The organism is Butyrivibrio proteoclasticus (genome assembly GCF_900115735.1).
GTDB classification, from domain to species: Bacteria; Bacillota; Clostridia; order Lachnospirales; family Lachnospiraceae; genus Butyrivibrio; species Butyrivibrio proteoclasticus_B.
This window is the reverse complement of sequence record NZ_FOXO01000017.1, coordinates 1-19,642: the sequence shown is the minus strand read 5'-3', so window position 1 is coordinate 19,642 and position 19,642 is coordinate 1. Positions and strand designations below refer to the sequence as shown.

The following is a 19,642-nucleotide window of genomic DNA, read 5'->3' as shown; positions in this document are numbered from 1 at the left end:
ATCTGGATTCTCCTTTTTTCATACCCTTATATTTTAATAATTTTCCATTTGAAATTAAAGCAATAAAAGAATGTCGTTTGCGACATTCTCGCGCCGAGCGCGGTTGCATTTATGCAACATTTTCCATTCGCGCGAGTGCGCTTCCTTAGCGGAGCGATTTTTTATATCATAGGAAGCAATTTCCTATGATATAAAAAACCTGGCTTCGGAGAAAACTCCCACACCAGGCCTTATAAATGGAATTTTATATTACCGTTTTATGTTCTATCATTCATCTCGAAAAATTTAATCCCGTTTTTTTAGTCTCCATTTTTCAGTCCTTCCAATTCGTTGGTACTATTTTTGCACCATTCAAGAAGCATAGTTTCAAAGGATTTCCAAATATTGCATCTTTACGACATTTTCATTAAAAAATATAAATGCCTTGTGTGATAAATCTGCTATAGGATTATAATGGAAAATCATAATAAAACATATACCCAAGGCAATGGTATAACTAACCAATATAGGCCATATCTTATACGTTAATTTTATTTTTTTATTCAATAAATCTATAATCAACGGAATAATCATTATGATTGCAAAAATAGCGCTAACTATATTATTTATTAACCTTCCCGCTTCTGTATAACATACTGCGTACATAGTACCATCGCCAAAATCTACCGAAAGTGAAGGTCCCTGAAGATTAAATCCATAAAAAAAAGATATAAATATAAAACCATAAATAATAAATAATAATAATTTCTTTCTCATCATGTCCTCTGGCAATTTGAAGTTATCAAGCTTTTCGCTTATAGAAGAGCCCTACAAATATCGATCCTTACATAGTGCATTACTCCATTCAGGCAGATACAAATTACTGTCAAGGATGTTTTTGTCAGATTATCTTCAGATAAAACTCACCTACACATCATCCCGACGAAACTTCAGTTTGTATAATTATCTATGCAATCCGGAAAAATATATTGAAGTTGAAAAAATAGTTTGTAAAAAAATACGCTTTAATCACAGAAATAAGCGCCAGAAATGCCATATTACCGGATACCCCCAAGGTTGCTCTCAAAGCGCCTCAGCAGTTCATTTTGGTAAGCACCCGAATACGAATCCGACACAAATAATGAAAATGCCTTATCTTTCAATTCGCTCCAGGATTCATTCTCGTGGTTTACCAGAATCGGGAAAAAGAGTACCCCGTTTTCTGCTGCAGCATTTTCATCGCCGGGAGCATCACCGCACATGAGAACATGTTCGGGCTCATACCCTTTCTTTAATATCTCCCCGATGCAAAAGGACTTGCTTCCCATATCCTGGGTGCAAATAAGATCAACATATTCAAGCAAGCCAAGTCTCTCCCACTCAGCCCTTACAGCTTCCGGATTTGCACTGGATACAACTGCAATATCACAGAATTCATGGATCATCTTAAAGGCCTCTCGAACTCCGTGAAAAGGCTTAATCTCTTCTTTAGGGAGTTTCTCAATTAAAGAGTTAACTGATTTGCTCCACTTGAGTGCTTTAGAAAAAATACTCCCCTTATCAATCATCTTATCCAGCGATGCATTAGACAGCTCCGCTGCATTGTCTACCCAGTCCTTTAGTGCATCTATACCTTCAATTGCGCAGTACTTTTCATCAACCTCCGCCAGCATCAAAGCAAGTCCCTTAAATCTATTGATGCCTCTTGTCATGGAAAAAAGATTTATCTCATTCCATCGGTTCAGGATTTCATTTCTCCATTTCCCAAGATCCCACTCATCAACCATGCATGGCCCAAAACATCTTATATGCTTGATATTCATGGTATCCACGGCGCAACCATCTGAATCTATGCAAACTATCCTGTCTTTACTCTTCCAAAAAATATCAAATGCTGACATTGTTATACTTTCCTTTACTTAATTCCTGTTTTCACAGCCTTGTGTCCCATCTTCCGCAGAACACCGATTCATCTGCTTTGCCCTTAAAAGAGCTTTGTCCCAACATCTTCTCTATGACAGCCTTTATATTTTCTCTTCTCGCTCCATAGGCATTTATAAATGTATGAACCTGCGGAAGGTCTATCAGATGGTTTGTGTAGTTGAGGCTTACAGCTATCGTCGGAATTTCCTCATTATACCAGGGAAGCTCACAGCTGTGGTTGATGCTCCATCTTACTCTTACATTATTCTCCTGCGCATATCCCTTTACATTGATCACAATAAGAGCCAGGTCATGCTGTGAAATGAATTTTTCTCTTTTTTCATGGTTCAACATCTTTATAAAATTCATTGGCGTAATACCATTATCAAGCTCAAGCTCAAAGTAATTGGGGCATACGTCTACTTCAAATCCTGCTTCTGTCAGCTCATCGATGATCATCTGCTTAACCGGATCTTTTTTATAGCCAAGTGTAGTAGGAGATGAACCAACATAAACCAGAAATACTCTGTTACCCGTTGACAGGTCCAGCGGCAGGTAGCCTCTTGTATCCTTGACAAGAGTGATGCATTCATCTGCAGCCTGAACCGCATATTTTTTATGTTCACTGCATCCCACAATATCAATCATATCCTCCGATGGATAGTTTCTTTTTTCAGAATCCATGCCAAGATGAGCCTTCATTCCAAGGATCCTCATCAGTGCATCATGAAGTCGTTCCTCTGTGAGCCTTCCATCCTCATAAGCATTACGAAGAAAAGATATGTCCTCTTCTATGTCATTGGCAAAAAGGATCATATCGCAACCTGCCATGATTGCCGAAGGAAGCGCATCACTCCTCTTACTTGTAGCAGCAAAGCCTATCATGTGTGTAGCATCTGTAACCACAAGACCGTTAAAGCCCATATCGTCCCTAAGCAAATCTGTCAGTAACTCTTTTGCGAGAGTTGCAGGTTTTATGTCTTTATCCTCAATGCCTGGGCAGAGCTTCCTTGTCATCTCAGGAAGGGCTATATGTCCAACCATTATTGTTTCAAGTCCCTCATCAATAAGAGTTCTGTAGACATAACCAAAGCTCTTTTCCCATTCACTTACGGAAAGTGAATTTACACCCATTGCCAGGTGCTGATCCAACTCTTCAACACCATCTCCCGGAAAATGTTTGGCTGTACATGCCATATTGGGATTGGCATCTTTGACTCCTTTTATATATGCTCTGGCATTCTCCAATACTTTTTCAGGATCTTGACCAAAGCTTCTGGTATTAACAATGGTATTTCTCCAGTTCATATAGATATCCACCACCGGATTAAACATCCAGTTGCAGCCCACAGCAGATGCTTCTCTTCCGGAGACGTATCCAAGATGGTATGCATTCTCTACTCCTTCTCCGGCTCCACATTCTGCTGCTGTAGCCACAAATGTTCCTTCCGGAGCAACTCCAATACCGCCGTCGTCGCAGTTCGCCGCAATAAAAAGTGGATATTTGCTGTTTTCCTGAAATAGCTTATTTAACTTATATGCATCTGTCTTACTACCACCCTGCCATCTATGTCCGCCCTGGTTATATTCAGCAAGGGTCTTTTTTATCCTCTCCTCATTGATACCTGGCTCTGCCTTCAAGAGTACAAAAAGCTGACCCAATTTTTCCTTAATTGTCATTTCATTTATAGTATCCGTTACCCACCTTATCTGATTCTCATTCAGATAGAAGGGCTTTTGAGTTAAATCTACCATTTCTTACATCACCTCAATTATTTATGAACGTAAAGCTCTCAAATTGAACAGCATCTACGCACTCAATCACAAAGTAAAGAGCATGTTTCCCGTTTACTTTTTCGATTTCAACAGCATAGTCATTAAATTCCAGGGCAGTCAGTTCCATTTCTTTAGAACCAATCAGATGCCCTTTCGGAGAATCAATAAAAATCTTCACTTTGACCCTGCCATCGCCCCGTAGCTTCAGATTTATAACTGAAGGCTCTCTGAAATCAAAATACTTGTATCCCACAGTGACACTTTCTCTGATGTTGGCAATATAGTGCAGGTACCTGCTCTCATCTTCACCGGTTTTTTCCTCATAAATATGAGGTTCAGTATCTCTCCTGCACTCTCTTACAGTAAGTCTTTGCCTACTTATAATGGGTGAGGTCAGATGACAGCAGTAGCATGCATTATAACTGCCTGCAGTAGGAAGTGGTCCTTCCCCAAGGCCACAGCTTGTGATTTCCGCCTGCCCAAACCATCCATCAGGAAGTATTGGAAGTTTTTCTGCGCAGCCCTGCCTGCAGCACTCTATAGCATGTGTCTGTCTGTGGTAGAAGATATACCAGCTGCCATTAAGTAAAACAAGTCCCCCATGGTTGTTGCCATAAGGCATCACCTGTTCAGTGTTTTCCATAAATCCAAAATCACCGTTACTGACAAGAACACCTTTATACTCATATTTGCCAAGAGGTTCATCGGAAATAGCATATGCCAACTCATGACTTAGCTCAGTTGAATATACCATTACATATTTTCCATTTATCTTTCTGGGGCTTGAGGCTTCATAAAAGCCGTGTCCCTCAAAAGCGGTGCCTAAAGCTTTGTTTGCCCCCGGTATTATCTGCACCGGTCCCCTTACTATTGTCTTCATATCGTCAGCAAGTTCAAAGCCAAGACTACTCTCCGGAAGGGGTGGATAAGAGTTTCTAAACTTCTCGGGAACCGGCCCCGGCATATTGAAGCCGATGAAGAGATAAACCTTTCCATCATCGTCCACTAGTACTCCCGGATCAAACATCTTAACATCTTCATATCTTATTCCATCAGCACTGCTCACTTCCCCGTAATATTTAAAGGGACCTTCCGGTCTGTCACTTACTGCTACCTGACAGCACAACTGACTAGACAGGTTGAAGTACATATAGAAGCGACCATCTGTTCCTTTTACAACATCCGGAGCTGCCATGGCATCCTTTCCCGGCTCCAATTTAATAAACGGACATTCCTTTCTACGAAAAGCCACACCATCACAGCGCCACTGACTAATATCCGATAAAGGCGCTGAATAGACCATGTAGTCTCCCGGACAAAATCCCAGCTCTCCCCCTGCAAAGTCATGAGAGCCATAGACATAGAGTCTGTCCCCGAATATCCGTGGCTCACCATCAGGAATATACTCATAAAGGGGCAGGTAAGGATTCATGACTATGCTTTTTCTTATCTTATTCAGTCTTTCATTAACTACATATAAAAGTTCATCAGGAAACATCTTTGATATGTGGTGCCAGATGCTATGAAGGCTCATGGAACCACCTGTCTTCATCCTATCTGCCATTTGAGGATTAACCATAGCCATAGGCTTAGCCACCAGTTCCTGAATTGCCTCGTATCCTTCCTTGCATTTGTAGACCTCTTCCAGTGGATCGAAGACAGAAAGGCATCCTTCGTTTACAGTAAGCTCTTTTACATCAGTTTCTTCTTCTCCTGCTATTCCTGCAAACCACTGTGTCACTGCCTCTGAAAGATTTTTCTCTTCCTTAAAAATATACTCAGCAGGGATTTCATTAACCTTTTCGATGGTCAGTGTGTCACTTGCAACATAATCTTTTCCTGTTTTTTCTTCGCTCCTCATAACTTCATGAGTATAAAGTGCCTTTGCCTCGAGTACGGTTTTGCCTGCTGACAATGGAACATCTTCAAAAATAAAAATGCCGCTGTCACTGCTCTTCTCACTAAAGATCTTCCCGTCTACAATTAGCTGCAACAATCTGCAGTTACTGTACACTTTGACCTGTATGGTATTCTCCCATCGTTTTGTGAATCTCCTGCCACATATGTACACAAAGGGGTCCGTACTCCAAAGCGCCTTGTAGAGATAAAATGCCTGCTTCTTTGTTTTCCTGTCATATGTAACAAGTCCCTTATTGTTGCGACCTTTACAGCCGCCCTCATCTCTGGCATCTGCAGCAAAATCAAACATATTCCAAAGCCAGGTTCCGAAAAGATACGGTCTTTCTCTGAAGGCCTTTAGCGCCTCCTCATGGACAAAGGCCTGATATTCCTCTGTATAATCTTTTACCTTTGGGCAGTCAGAATGCCACATCATAACCGCATCAGCGCCGTACTCACTTATTCCAAGAGGAACATCCTTAAGTTCTTTGTGCATTTCGTCACAAAATGGTCCCAGATCTTCTGCGACACCCTCATACCATCCCTTGTAGATATTGTAAGTTGCCACATCTGTCGAATGGAAAAGAGGGCTGTCAGGTTTTGTGCCCCCAAAGCTGGCCATAGTTGTAAGCCTCGTGGGATCCAGCTCTTTTGTAAGAGAATTTAGTTCCTTTAAAATTCTGTACTGCTCAGGGCTCTCACCGCCGATTCCGGTCTCGTTTGCAATTCCCCAAAAACAGATTGAAGGATGGTTGAAGTTCTGCATGATAAGCTCGCTCATCTGTAGAAGAAGATTTTCATCAGCTTCTTTTCTTGTATCATAAACGCTGATAAATGGAATCTCAGCCCAAACCACCATTCCGTTTTTATCACACAGGTCATAAAAATATGGAGCCTGCTGGTAATGAGCAAGTCTCACCGTATTAGCTCCAATCTCCCTGATAAGCTCCATATCCTCGAGATGTTCTTTTCCTGTAATAGCCCAGCCCATGTTTTCTCTGTCCTGATGTCTGCACACACCATGAAGAGGATATACTCTCTCATTCAAGATAAAGCCTTCATCAACATCCACTCTAAAGCTCCTGAATCCAAAAATAGCAGTAATAAGATCACACAAATGATCACCATTTTTCAGCTCCAGTTCAAGACTGTACAGAAACGGACTGCCTACTCCATCCCAAAGCTTTGCTTCATTCACCGTAAAGCTTCCCTCAAGAAAACCACTGGCATTTTCACATACAGGAAGATTATCAATCTCCTTCACAAGCTTTCTGGCTTCTCCATTTCCTTCATATACTTTCAGACAAAAAGAAGCGCCATCGAAATTATGTTGAAGGCAGGTACGTAAAGTAACCCCTCCGTCAGCTTGAGCAGTAACAAAGATTCCGTCCACGCCATATGCATCAACTTTTAAATGCTCTTTACTGTCAAAGCATATAAGTGACGCCTCCCTGTATAAGCCTCCAAAAAAAGTAAAATCAGCCTGCATCGGGTAGATTGGAAGCTCTCTACTGTTATCCACCATCACCAACAGCTCGTCATTTTCACCACGCAGTTTATCTGTAATACTTACTGTAAAAGCGGCAAAACCACCTTCATGAATTCCGATAAGCTCTCCATTAAGATATATTTCTGCTCTCTTACTTGCAGCCCCAAACCTTACAAACACATCCTTGTCAAATCCCTCAGGAATCAGCTCTTTTCCAAGTTCCTTCCTGTACCAAGCCTTACCCTGATAATAATCGTTTCCTCCGTCCTGTCCGTCCAGATTATTCCAGGTATGAGGAAGGCTTATTGCCTCCCAGTCATAGCTTTCTTTATTCTCAAAAGAGATATCTCCTTTATAAAAAAACCAGTCCGAATTAAATCCTAATTCTTTTCTCATATGTTCATCCTCCGTCGCAGTTCTCCCAATCCGCGTTATCATTAAAAATCTTCTTCAAAGCTATCCTCTATCACAATACATGGGATTCTGATAATCGTAACAGCTCCATCTTCATTTTTCATTTCAACAGATGCCTTGTCATCAAAGATGAGTTTCAGCCGCTGATTTATATTGTTGAGCCCCACATGTCCATCCTCAGAAAGTTCATCAAAAGAACATGCAAGGATTCTTTCGGGATATCCTGCCCCATTGTCCTTTATCCTGAGAGTCAGATACTCTTTTTTGTCATCCGCAAAAGCAGCTACAGAAATCCTGCAGTTCTTTTGCGTAGAGAATGCGTATTTTACACTATTTTCCACAAATGTAAGAATAATAAAAGGTGGAACAAGACAACTCCTGAGATTCTCAGGTATATCAACAGCGACATCTATCTGTTTCATATATCTTATTTCCTGAATCTCCATATAGTAACTTAAATGCTCAAGTTCTTTTTCTAGCTCAACCAATTCCCTTGTGTCCTTGAACATATACCTTGAATAGTTCACAATTGCTTTTGACATCCTCTGGATTGTCTCAAAGTCCTTCCGTTCCGCGAGGGAATAGATTATATTCAGGACATTGGCATAAAAGTGAGGTTTTGTCTGCTGCTGAAGATATTGCATGGTGGCTTTTTGAGCTTCAAGCTCCATCTCATATTTCTCAATCTTTAATGCACCTATCCTGTTGATCATATGGTTAAATGACTTTACCAGGATATCCAGTTCTTTTATCTTAAATTCGCTGTCCACCTGAGCCTCAAGATCGCCTTCAGAAATCTCGTTCATGGTATCAGCAATCATCTCTATGGGATTTTCAATATTTCTTCTGATAAGTAGCATTGATATGGGTATCAGGATAATAATAATAAGAGATACAAAAGCATAGATTATGTCAAAGGAAAGTGTATCCTTCAATATTGAAGATCTATTTGTCAGAGTTCCAAAATAGTATCCGCTCTGGTCAGAAAGATAGCCCGTCTGCAGGTACTTGCTCCCGTTTACTGTTATATAGGTCCCTTCATTTTCGGGATCAACAACACATTCTATAGGAGAGGAAGAAAAGATTAGTCGCCCACCTTTATCAGCAGCAAAAACTATACTTTCATCGTCAAAGGATGCAGCTTGTAAAGTTGATATGATTTCTTTTCTTGATACTCCCACAATCAGATAACTTCCACTGACCTTCAGAATCCGGAGCATTTGGTTGCCTTCTTCATCCGGCCATATCATGTATCTTCGTATACTTTTGTCTTCTCCTTTTTCAAGGTCCTTGGACCATCGTGACATAATCCTGTCCCTGACCAGAACGCTTTCTCCGCTTCCAACTTCCAACCATTTATAATCATCCAGCCTGTCGGTATAAAGCATGATGTAATCGATCATGGGAGACCATGTGACTATACTTTGAAGGGATGACAGTACAGAAGTTCTGGCACTCATCAGTGATACGGGATTGGATTCACTTCTAAGCTCATAGTATAGATGAGAAGCCTGTTGTGTTGTATTGCTATATAGGCCCTCATTTACAAAGCCGTCTACCATCTGTAGCGATTTTTCAATACCTTCGGCAGATACTGCTATGCTTTTTCTTATGTTTTTTTCAGTCCTTGTTGTAACACTCCGTACAAGAGTTATATGCAGGAACAAAAAAAGCACAACAAAAAAAAGTGCCGTCAGTACCCAATATCTTCTCAGCCATTTTTGCAGTGCTGTTTTCTTCACTTATACCTCCCGGATCAAAATGTATTGGCACGGTTACTTCGTAATCCTATCTATAACCTCTTGTTCTGTCTGAATTCCTGAGGTGTCATACCTGTGTGCTCTTTGAATGTTTTGGTGAAATATGATGAATAGGTAAAACCTACCCTGCTGGAAACATCCGTGATTGAAAGTGATGTCTTTGCCAAAAGCTGCTTAGCTACATATATACGCTTCTTTACTATATAATCACTGATAGCAAAGCCGGTTTCCTTCTTGAATATTCTTCCCAAATATCCCGAGCTTACATGAACCATGGCAGCAAGCTCATCCCGCTGTAGATTTCCTACGGAAAGATTATCAGCAATCAGTTTTTTTACCTGATCAACAATTCTTTCGGGAGATTCCTTCAAGCTGTCTTCAGCAAGCTCAGAGAAATCCACCTGCTTGTTTTCGATAAGGATCTTATTCTCTATTTTCATAATTATATTTTCAAGCTCATCATACGGAATTGGCTTAAGAAGGTAGTCTTCAACGCCCAGTCTCAATGCTTCCTGGGCATAAGTAAACTCAGCATGACCTGTATAGAAAACCGATTTAACATCCGGTTTATTTTCATGAAGCCACCTTATCAGCTCTATACCGCTGCCTCCCGGCATCTCAATATCCGTGATGATAATATCAATATCATATGTCTTGAGCATTCTTATGGCAGTGTCCTTACTGTGACATTTGAATATTTTATCAGCATTAAGTTTTTCCCAATCAACGCCTTCTTCAAGGCCCAGAAGAGCCATCTCTTCATCATCTGTCAACAGAAAACTGAACTTTCTCATAATGTATCCAATCGTTATTAATATATTATTCCAAAGTGATGAACCTTCCGCTGTCGCCACACTCTTCCCAAAACTCCTCTCTATTATCAGGAATATTAGGATTTCCGGTTTTCATAAAATTCGTCCAGTAAGTGATCATCTTATCGGAAAGTTCGTAATCTCTCTTTTCAAAAGGGCGCCAACAGTACTTAAGACTTCCAAAAACATACCAAAGTTCTGCAGAATGAAAAGAACCTGCATCATCTCCCGGAAGCTTTCTGTCAAAATAATAAACGTATCCACCTGCTCTTTTGGCAAATTCAATGTCAGCTGCATGCATTGGGTTAGTTTCGGGACACTTTATTTCAATTCCCTCCGTTGTCATATCGTCGCCATTACACCCAAGAATATAAGGAATCTTTAAGTATTTCCCTTCACGAGTAAGCTCATCCAGGCTATCCTTTAAAAGTTCACCATCTATCACAGGAACAAATGGCATTCCTTTTTTTTCCTGAAAACTGCGACCAATTACATTGCCAACCTTCTGCATAAGTTGTTCTTCACTGATAGTATACAATTGTTTGAGCGCATTTTCTTTGTATGTTTCATCACTTAGACATCTTTTCGTGTCAATTCCAAGCTCTTCAAAGAAAAATTCACCTATCTCCTTAGCCTTATCAAGTGTTCTAAGTTCTCCCAGCGGATTTTTGTATCCACCGCCGCTTTGAAGAATCATCCTGTTACACAGCCCCTGCATCTTTGTAGTATGGGCCAGTGCCTGCAGGCTCATGGCTCCGGCAGACTGTCCAAATGCCGTGATATTGTCAGGATCCCCTCCGAAATCGGAGATATTTTCATTAATCCACTTAAATGCTTCAAGTTGATCCCAAAGCCCGAAATTGCCACCTGCTTCATTTTCACCCTCCGATGCTATCAAAGGATGACTTAAAAAACCCAAAGCACCAAGGCGATAATTCAACGTTACTGCTATAACGCCTCTTTCACAGATCTTATCACATATAAAAGGAAGGTTTGATCCTGCGCCGCCTAAAAAAGCCCCGCCGTGAACGTAAACAGCAACAGGAAGATTTTCTCCCTTCCTACATCTGCCCTCAGGAATTCGAATATTCAGATACAGACAATCCTCACTCTCCGGTGTATCGAACCTTGGATCTGAATAGAATTCTTTATCATAAAATCCGCCGCGTTTTGGTCCCTGCATGGCATGTGCCGAAAACTTATCCGCCTTATAAATCCCACTCCAGGCTTTAAGTGGAAATGGTTTCTTAAACCTTTTTTCTCCAATGGGAGGCTGTGCATAGGGAACCCCGTTAAATACAACAAGTCTGTTTTCGGTAAAGCCTTCTATTTTTCCATATTTTGTCTCAACTACCATTATACTCTCCAATCATCATCCCTTAACAGCGCCTACTGTAAGTCCTTCCATATAGTACTTCTGGAAGAATGGATATAGCGCAACCATGGGCAGCATTCCAACTACAGCAATCGCCATACGTATTCCCAATGTCGGTATGTTTACCATGTCAGTCGCACCAAGTGAAGCATCCATTGACTGTGAAAGATATTGGACATTGGTGAGCATGTTGTTAAGAAGTGCCTGAATGCTGACAAACTGCTTGTCTGTCACAAAATAGAGACTGTTCTTCCAGTCATTCCAGTACATAAGCGCTTTCATAAAGCCAATTGTTGCGATAATAGGCTTACTTAACGGCAACACCATCCTAAAAAAGATTCCAAACTCTGACAGACCATCCATTCTCGCACTCTCCAGAATCTCCTGTGGAATATTGTTTTTGAAATATGTCCTTGTTATCATGATGTGAAATGCACTGACAAAAATAAATGGGAATACCAATGCCCAGAGCGTATTCTTAATATGAAAAAGGTTACACCAGCTCATATAGCTTGGTACAAGTCCCCCTGAAAAAAGCATCGTAAACAGCACATAAAAGCTAAGAAGCTGTTTACCGGGCAGTCCCGGAACCGTCAAAGTATACGAAATCATGGTTGTGACAATAACACCGGCTACAGTGCCAAAAAGAGTTACAACAATCGTAATCAGATATGCATGATACACGCTTCCTTCAGAAAAGATAAACTTATATGAAGTTAGATCGATGTGTTTTGGAACCAGTGAATATCCGTATTTTATAATATCCGATTCAGCAGAGATTGATGCCATGAATAAGAGCAGAATCGGAAAAATTACCAAAACAGCCATTAATATAAGTACTACATGGGCAAGGATCTGAAATCCTTTATCATTCTTTACCATTTTTATTCTCTCCCTTAAAACATTGCATTCTCTTTGCTGATTTTTTTCACCAGGTGATTTGTGATCATCACCAGAATGAATCCCACTACAGACTGGTAGAAACAAGCAGCGGCGCTCATTCCCATATTGGCCGTATTCATAAGTCCTCTGTAAACATAAGTATCAATGGTCTGTGTAACATTGATGAGGGCTCCGCTGTTCATAGGAACCTGATAAAAGAGACCGAAATCAGAATTGAATATTTTACCTACTGCAAGTATAGTCAGTGTGATAATAGTAGGAATAAGACACGGTATGGTTATATGAATAAAAGTGTGCCATCTGCTGGCTCCGTCAAGGCTTGCCGCCTCGTAGAGTCCAGGATCGATTGCGGACATATTTGCCAGATATAATATGCAGTTTGTACCTGTCATCTGCCACAAATGAACAAACACAAGTATAAAAGGCCAATACTTTGACTCACTGTAAAATGAGATTGGCTCTAGCCCCATGGGGATAAGAATATTGTTATTAATAAATCCGGTATCTCCTGCAAGAACTGCGTTGACTAAGTAAGAAACAATAATTATTGATAATAAACTGGGGAAAAGAATTGTTGTCTGATAGAGTTTTCTTGGAAGATTCCCTTTTAACTCATGAAGAAGATATGCAACTACTATTGAAACCACCGTTCCAAGTATAATAAATATCAGGTTGTAAACAATTGTATTTCTAGTCATCAGCCACGCATCTGCGCTGGAAAACAAAAATTTGAAGTTTGACAGTCCTACCTTCTGACTTCCGAAAATCCCTCCTTTTACCGTATATTTTTCAAAAGCAAGGATAAGTCCTCCCATGGGTATATAACTGTTAATGAAAAAATATATTATTCCCGGAAGTGCCATCACATAAAAAGGCAGAAATTTTTTCAGTTTTACGAAAGCATTTGATTTAGACATTTTATTTCCTCTCTAAAAAAGACACAGTGTAAAGGAATTTTTCACCTTGGCACCGTGTCTTTTATATGTATTAATTCTCTACCAGATCATTACTGTGCAAGAAACGCATCAAGCTGTGCCTGCTTTTCTGCAATAACCTTATCAAGTCCGGCATCCTTTAGTGCACTTATAAATTCAGGCAGATACTGCTCAGGATCAAGAGTACCGGTCTCAAGTCCGGCCTGATACTTACTGCATACATTATCAAGCTGAGTAATCTCATTTGTTACATTCGCAGTATCGAAAGAGAATCCAAGCGCAATCGACTTCTTATCATTAGAATTGTGTTCAACAAGAAGCTCAGGGTAATCAGGATTTTCTGTCTCCCAAAGAATTCTGTTGATGTTGGAAATGTTTGAGCCAAGGTGGTAAGTTGATGATCCTGCATCTACGCCGTCAGGATACTTGCCCATTCCATTTTCATCAAGAACATAATGTTTGCCTTCTATACCATAGCTTATAAGTGTGCCCACATCCTTGTTTGACATCCAGAGATTCAAAAACTTCATAGCAGCCTCAGGATGCTCTGTGTTAGACATGATGGTATAGCATACATTGTTGTAAGTTCTAGCTACCTGATCACCAAACAAAGTTACTCCCATGGGTTTGTTACATGTCGTAGACTGGTAAAATGCTGTATTGAAATCTGCTTGTCCAAGAGTGCAGAATGCTGCATCATTTTTTGTCAAAACTGTAAAGGAATCAGTCTGAGTCTGGATGTCTTTGTCACAGTAGCCTTTATTGTACCAGTCATGCATTACACTACACAGATGAGCATACTGATCAGACTCAAACACATTTGTAACTTCTTTGTCACTTGTAGGATCCATAAGAACGCCATAGAAATTTCCAAGGTCATCCCAGGTACCATATTTAAAGTTAGGTGCTGTAGTTCCATTGTTAAGGACATAAGGTGTCATATCGGGGTATGCTTCCTTAACTGCAGCAAGGATTGGCTCCCAGTCCTCAAGCTTTGTTGCCTTTTCAGCTGCCTCGGTTAGTCCAAGTTCATCAACAATGTCCTTCCTGTAAATCATGCCCATTGTCCAGGAATAACCTGCATAAATCGGAACGGCATATTGGCGTCCGTCGATTTCACCGCTTTTAAGGTACTCGCCTTCTCTTTCGATTATGTCCTGACCGTATTCCTGAATCAGGTCTGTCATGTCATAAGCAGCCCCCTGTGAAACTGCATTAAGATATCCGCCATAGTTGGCCAGAATATCAACATCCTCGGTTCCGCTAAGAAACAATGAGTATTGCTGGAACCACTGTCCAAACTCATAGGCCTTAAATTCAACTTCGACACCGATTTCCGGAACCGTAATCTCATTCACAGCCGCCATGACCTCTTCGATATCATCAGCCTTTCCACCGGTAGGAACAAAGATTTTAATTTTTTCAACTTCCTTGGATTCCTCTGCAGAAGTCTCTTTAGTCTCGGAAGATGAAGATTCCGAGGTATCTTTTGTTGAAGTAGAGCCGCAGCCTGTAAGGAGTGATGCTGCCATTGCCGTTGTTAGAATTAGTGATAAAGCTTTCTTTTTCATTTCCTTTCTCCCTCCTGTTGATAGACTAATTCTATCCAAACGACCTCTTCATTTATATCAATTTGAAAACCATAATTTATACTTTGAGAACCTGATTATATTTTTATCATTTGACTACGATATCTGTTATATTCTGGTTTAAGGTGAGTTTTTTACCATCTACTGTGCTTTCTATATACTTCAAGGCTGGACGCAGCCTCTCAAGTACCGCGGCAGTCTCATCATCTGTCTCATCGTAGTGAAGCTCTAAATAGTTTTCTTCTAAATCTTTTTCTCTACTGTGGCTGTTTTTATATTTCTTCTTATAAGAAGGTATGCGCTTCCAAAAACAAATCCACCGATTGCTGTATAGATGCCCATTCCTAATGAGCTTTTTGAATACCAGTGACCAAGTCCCCAAGTAAGAAGTTGCAAAAAACGTTATCTCTGTTACTACTCAATATGTCTTGCTATCATTTTTAGATTTTCAATGATAGTTATATGCTGAGGACAAACACCCTCACACTGACCACAGGCTATGCAATCTGCTACCTTTCCTCCTCCATTCTCTAAAAGTTGCGGATAGTCTTCATATTTCACTGACCATTCCTTTTCTTCAAGATCATCAAAGGTGTTTTCGTTGTACATCTTGAAATATTTCGGAATTGAAATTTTCATAGGGCAACCCGAAGTGCAGTAGGAACAACCGGTACAGGGAATGGCAAGCTTACTTATTAGCTTTTCTCCGGCTTTTAAACACAACTTCTTTTCATCCTCTGAAAGAGCTTTAAAATTCTCCATGTAAGAGGTATTATCCTCCATCTGCGCTATACTGCTCATTCCGGAAAGGACAACCATTACATTGTCCAGACTTGCAACAAATCGTATCGCCCAGCTTGGAATTGACATCGCAGGATCTTTTTCCTTAAAGAGCATTTCTATATCCTGCGGTAGATTAGCAAGGGTTCCTCCCCTTACCGGTTCCATTACAGTTACAGGTTTTCCATGTTTCACAGCTACCTCATAACACGCCCGTGACTGAACCCACTCACTATTCCAATCCAGGTAATTGATCATTAACTGTACAAACTCCATCTCGGGATGTTTTGTCAGAATCTCATCTAATAGCTCAGGAGTATCATGAAAAGAGAATCCAGCATGCTTTACAAGTCCAGCCCTCTTTTTTTCAAGAAGCCAGTTAAAACAATCCAACTTTTCATATATTTCCAGTAGTTCTTCATCTATTCCATGGATAAGGTAATAGTCAAAAAAACTTGCTCCAGTCTTTCTGAGCTGCTCATTAAAAATCCTATTTCTGTCCTCTTTGGTCTTTATATACTCGCCATGTAATTTGGTGGCAAGGGTAAAGTTGTTCCTTGGATATCTATCCACTAAAGCAGCCTTTACCACATTTTCACTATTAAAATCATGGTACATCCAGGCAGTGTCAAAATAGGTAAAGCCTCTTTCCAAAAACATATCCACCATTTTGCAAACCTGCTCTACATCCACAGATGCTTCATCTGAAGGATTCAGCAAAGGCATTCGCATTAGCCCAAATCCAAGCTTCTTCTTTGGCTTAAAATCCATCATTGATTTTTCTCCTCTCAGATATCAAAAAATCCTAATGTTTTTAGCATTGCAATTGCATTTTCGATATATTCATTATCGGTAATATGCCAATGGAATCCCAGTCTGTAAAGTGCCTTCACCGTAAACTTATTATCTACATCATTTTCGATAATATTCTCATCATTATCGGTTTTATAGTTTACAAGCGGTGAAACAAAACGGTTGATACGCTCATCCATAAGAGCTCTATTCAGCCTTTCATTAAACTCTTTTTCGTCTACCACATCCACTTTCAGGTCATTATCATTAAGCGCCTGTACTAGGTCTCCCATTTCTATAGTATGGGAGTTATAGGCATGAAAAACAGTAAACTCACTATTGGTTCCTGCCAGCAGTACTGTAGCTCTGGCCACTTCATCAATAGGTGAGAATTCATCCTCTTCGTCCATGTCCTGCACAGGGAAGCACCCAAGAACCACGTAAGACTTTAATGTATTCATAAAATTATTAGTGTTAAAGTTGATCTGGAACTCACCATCTTCATATCTGCTCATGAGATTACCCATTCGGATTATCTTTGCATTAAGTCCCTTCTCCTCTATAGCATCAAGAATGAGCTTTTCAGCCAGATACTTCGAATATACGTAACCATTTGATTCTACCTGCTGTCCGATATCAAGGGCATTCTCTCTAAGCGTCGTCTCTCCATTAGAACCGACATCCCTTTCGCCACATACTGAAACCGTAGATATATGCACCAGACGAATATCCTTTTTAAGGCACAAATCAACAAGGTTAGCTACTCCGTATACATTGACATTCTTAAGAAACTCCAGATCTGCAAAGTGTTTGACTGAAGCGGCACAGTTTATAAGTGTATTAATGTCGTATTCTTCAAGTTTCTTGATGCTCTGTGCATCCGTGATATCTCCTTCAATTGCAACTATCCTGTTTCCAAAGTAATCCTCGTCCAGGTCATCGAAGTAGTAGAAGAAACTTTCTCTAAGTCGTCTCATTGCTCCAATTTTACCACCACGAAGCAGACAGTAGACTTTCATAGTTCCGGAATCAATGAGCTGTCTAAGCACATGAATTCCCAAAAAGCCCGTAGCACCAGTCAAAAGAACTGTCCCAAGCCCCTCGGTTTTTATATTATCCAAATACTGCGGCAAGTTGTGGGAAAGGGCTTTTGCATACTCATTCACCGTTACACTTTCCTCATTAGTCTGATCTATTTGATTTTGAACAGTTTCTTCATTCCACTGATCCTTAATCTTTAAGAAAAGATGCTCAGAAAGCTGTCTTGGTGTTGGTTTATTAAATATATCCTGATAAACTACAGGATAATCTTTGACCATTATGGCCATCATTACCTTGGCCGCCAAAAGAGACGTTCCACCATATTCAAAGAAATTATCATCCAAATGGAAATCATCTTTTTTCAATGTCTTTCTGAATATCTCCAGAATCTGTTCTGTCAGCGCCTCCAGTTGCTTCGATCCTTCAAATGCTACTGCAGTTTCTTTTGGCCCCTGAGAATCTTTAACGGTATCCGGAATATCTTTTTTCTCAACTAATTCTTGTTCTGCCCGGAATTCTTTTACTTCGCTAAGAGAAAGCACATCTTCAACTGTTCTGCAGGTTAATAGTCCTTGGATTACCTCTTCCATCAGCTTATAAAAGCGCTCCATCGTGGTCTTGCCATACATCTCTGTATCATACTCAAATTCATAGACCACCTTATCATCCTTAAGATTTATATCAAGTCCAAATGGCGACTTTGCTTTGAAAGCTCCTAGTCCGAGTTCCTTCTCTTTGGCCTCTTTTCCTCCAATAAGGATAGCATCATCTGTCTGGTCTCCCTGATATGCGAAAAGCACATCAGAACTAAGTCCATAGGTGCTGCATACCTCAGCAAAACTGAATATATCGCAGGACATGGCATTTAACAACATCTTCTGGCATTCACCTACTGCATGAGATATATCCATCTGAGGTGAAGGACTTATTGATACCGGAATGGTCTTTACAAACATTCCGATACTACGGTTTAGCCTGCTGTCATTTCGGCCATTATAAATTGAGGCAAATACTGCATTCTCAGAACCAGTACATACTTTCAGCGAAAGTCCCATAGCCATGGTAAAGAACGCATTTAGACCCAAACGGTTCTTCTCGCAGAACGCTCTGATATCATTTGCCGAAATCCTTCCTGTCAAAACGAAGTTTCCATCATCATCTGTTGCAGTTGCTTTTTCTGTTGGAGGAAGAGTAACTTTTTTGCAGTTGCCAAAAATTCTATCATGCCACTCTTTTGCTTTTTCAAATTTGTCAGAATTTCTTCTCTTCTTCTCAACAACAGCTGCCTCATATCCTGTATACTGCTCTGCTTCAACATTTTCGCCCAAATATGCCCTGTTGATGTCTTCCATAAGAATACTTAAAGATTCACCGTCACTTATAATGTGATGGGTATCAATGAAAAGGTATTTACCCTCATTGGAAGCAAACAACCCGATTCTGCAAAGAGGCTCTCCCAAAGTCAGATCAAATGGTCTGACCAGTTCCTCATCAGAAGGCAAAACAGTCCCCTCAGAAATTTCCACCTTTATTTCATCACTTCTTACAGCAAATACTTCTCCTTCTTCATTCACCATAAGAGTCATAGACAGATATGGGTGAGCTTTCAATGTCTTTTCTATTGCCAGACGGAGCCTGTTCATATCTATTTCCGGAGAAAGCTCATAAAGGATCGGTATATTATAGATAGTAGAATCTTTGTAATGGATGCTCTCAACAAATATTCCCATCTGAGTCATAGAAAGAGGATATTCTTTTCTTAGTTCAAACTCTTCACCCTCTTCCTTAGTCTCCAGAAGCTTTTCTATGTCAATAACTGTTTTGGTTTCAAACAGTTCGGCGATGGTCACATTCTTGCCAAACTCCCCTGCCAGCATTGTGCATAGTCTTATACATCCAAGAGATGAAAGACCTGCAGCAAAAAGATCTGTAGTGATTCCAACAGGAACTTCACCTATTATCTTCTTTATAATCTCTAGAATAGCCTTCTGGCACTCAGTCTCAGGAAGCACAACCTTTTCCTCTTCCTTTCCAGGATCAGGCAGGGCTTTCTTATCAATCTTGCCATTTGCAGTAAGGGGCATCTCCTCCAGCTGTACAAAAGCCTGTGGAACCATATAAGCAGTAAGCTGAGATGAAAGATGTGCCTTGAGAGCATCAATGTCAATTTCATTG

The 19,642-nt window shown here is 40.3% G+C and carries 13 protein-coding genes; all 13 read right to left on the bottom strand.

Translation table 11 applies throughout. From position 1 onward, the window contains the following. Positions 1 to 366 precede the first annotated feature (366 nt). Positions 367 to 759, bottom strand: coding sequence for a hypothetical protein (locus tag BM146_RS11190; RefSeq protein WP_177201643.1), 393 nt, complete (start codon positions 757 to 759; stop codon positions 367 to 369). 278 nt (positions 760 to 1,037) lie between these two features. Further along, complete coding sequence (locus BM146_RS11185; protein ID WP_074888728.1) at positions 1,038 to 1,880, bottom strand: HAD family hydrolase; 843 nt, start codon at positions 1,878 to 1,880, stop codon at positions 1,038 to 1,040. Between the two features lie 31 nt (positions 1,881 to 1,911). Continuing rightward, complete coding sequence (locus BM146_RS11180) at positions 1,912 to 3,657, bottom strand: glycoside hydrolase family 3 protein (RefSeq protein ID WP_074888724.1); 1,746 nt, start codon at positions 3,655 to 3,657, stop codon at positions 1,912 to 1,914. A gap of 13 nt (positions 3,658 to 3,670) precedes the next feature. Further along, positions 3,671 to 7,462, bottom strand: a complete 3,792-nt coding sequence (locus tag BM146_RS11175; RefSeq protein ID WP_074888721.1) for a glycoside hydrolase family 2 TIM barrel-domain containing protein — start codon at positions 7,460 to 7,462, stop codon at positions 3,671 to 3,673. Positions 7,463 to 7,503: 41 nt separating this feature from the next. After that, positions 7,504 to 9,222, bottom strand: a complete 1,719-nt coding sequence (locus BM146_RS11170) for a sensor histidine kinase (RefSeq protein ID WP_074888718.1) — start codon at positions 9,220 to 9,222, stop codon at positions 7,504 to 7,506. Between the two features lie 50 nt (positions 9,223 to 9,272). Further along, positions 9,273 to 10,034 (bottom strand): response regulator transcription factor, encoded by a 762-nt coding sequence (locus BM146_RS11165; protein ID WP_074888715.1) that lies wholly within the window; start codon positions 10,032 to 10,034, stop codon positions 9,273 to 9,275. 25 nt (positions 10,035 to 10,059) lie between these two features. Next, positions 10,060 to 11,409, bottom strand: coding sequence for a carboxylesterase/lipase family protein (locus tag BM146_RS11160; protein ID WP_083413506.1), 1,350 nt, complete (start codon positions 11,407 to 11,409; stop codon positions 10,060 to 10,062). A 15-nt stretch (positions 11,410 to 11,424) separates the two neighbouring features. Then, the gene (locus BM146_RS11155) at positions 11,425 to 12,309 is read right to left on the bottom strand and encodes a carbohydrate ABC transporter permease (protein ID WP_074888712.1); all 885 of its coding nucleotides are present in this window, start codon (positions 12,307 to 12,309) and stop codon (positions 11,425 to 11,427) included. 14 nt (positions 12,310 to 12,323) lie between these two features. After that, positions 12,324 to 13,247, bottom strand: coding sequence for an ABC transporter permease (locus BM146_RS11150; protein ID WP_074888708.1), 924 nt, complete (start codon positions 13,245 to 13,247; stop codon positions 12,324 to 12,326). A gap of 89 nt (positions 13,248 to 13,336) precedes the next feature. Next, complete coding sequence (locus tag BM146_RS11145) at positions 13,337 to 14,836, bottom strand: ABC transporter substrate-binding protein (protein WP_074888705.1); 1,500 nt, start codon at positions 14,834 to 14,836, stop codon at positions 13,337 to 13,339. Between the two features lie 261 nt (positions 14,837 to 15,097). Beyond that, positions 15,098 to 15,250 (bottom strand): hypothetical protein, encoded by a 153-nt coding sequence (locus BM146_RS19490; protein WP_177201642.1) that lies wholly within the window; start codon positions 15,248 to 15,250, stop codon positions 15,098 to 15,100. An 18-nt stretch (positions 15,251 to 15,268) separates the two neighbouring features. Continuing rightward, a complete protein-coding gene (locus BM146_RS11140; RefSeq protein WP_242949387.1) occupies positions 15,269 to 16,408 on the bottom strand; it encodes an aldo/keto reductase in 1,140 nt (379 codons plus the stop codon). Between the two features lie 14 nt (positions 16,409 to 16,422). Continuing rightward, on the bottom strand, positions 16,423 to 19,642 hold a 3,220-nt coding region (locus BM146_RS11135; RefSeq protein WP_143087471.1), incomplete at its 5' end, for a condensation domain-containing protein.

What these genes read in the sequence shown, in the direction of transcription:
- BM146_RS11160 (WP_083413506.1), bottom strand. Translation starts at nt 11,409, where the DNA reads ATGGTAGTTGAGACAAAATATGGAAAAATAGAAGGCTTTACCGAAAAC.
- BM146_RS11175 (WP_074888721.1), bottom strand. Translation starts at nt 7,462, where the DNA reads ATGAGAAAAGAATTAGGATTTAATTCGGACTGGTTTTTTTATAAAGGA.
- BM146_RS11190 (WP_177201643.1), bottom strand. Translation starts at nt 759, where the DNA reads ATGATGAGAAAGAAATTATTATTATTTATTATTTATGGTTTTATATTT.
- BM146_RS11165 (WP_074888715.1), bottom strand. Translation starts at nt 10,034, where the DNA reads ATGAGAAAGTTCAGTTTTCTGTTGACAGATGATGAAGAGATGGCTCTT.
- BM146_RS11155 (WP_074888712.1), bottom strand. Translation starts at nt 12,309, where the DNA reads ATGGTAAAGAATGATAAAGGATTTCAGATCCTTGCCCATGTAGTACTT.
- BM146_RS11145 (WP_074888705.1), bottom strand. Translation starts at nt 14,836, where the DNA reads ATGAAAAAGAAAGCTTTATCACTAATTCTAACAACGGCAATGGCAGCA.
- BM146_RS11180 (WP_074888724.1), bottom strand. Translation starts at nt 3,657, where the DNA reads ATGGTAGATTTAACTCAAAAGCCCTTCTATCTGAATGAGAATCAGATA.
- BM146_RS11140 (WP_242949387.1), bottom strand. Translation starts at nt 16,408, where the DNA reads ATGATGGATTTTAAGCCAAAGAAGAAGCTTGGATTTGGGCTAATGCGA.
- BM146_RS11185 (WP_074888728.1), bottom strand. Translation starts at nt 1,880, where the DNA reads ATGTCAGCATTTGATATTTTTTGGAAGAGTAAAGACAGGATAGTTTGC.
- BM146_RS11150 (WP_074888708.1), bottom strand. Translation starts at nt 13,247, where the DNA reads ATGTCTAAATCAAATGCTTTCGTAAAACTGAAAAAATTTCTGCCTTTT.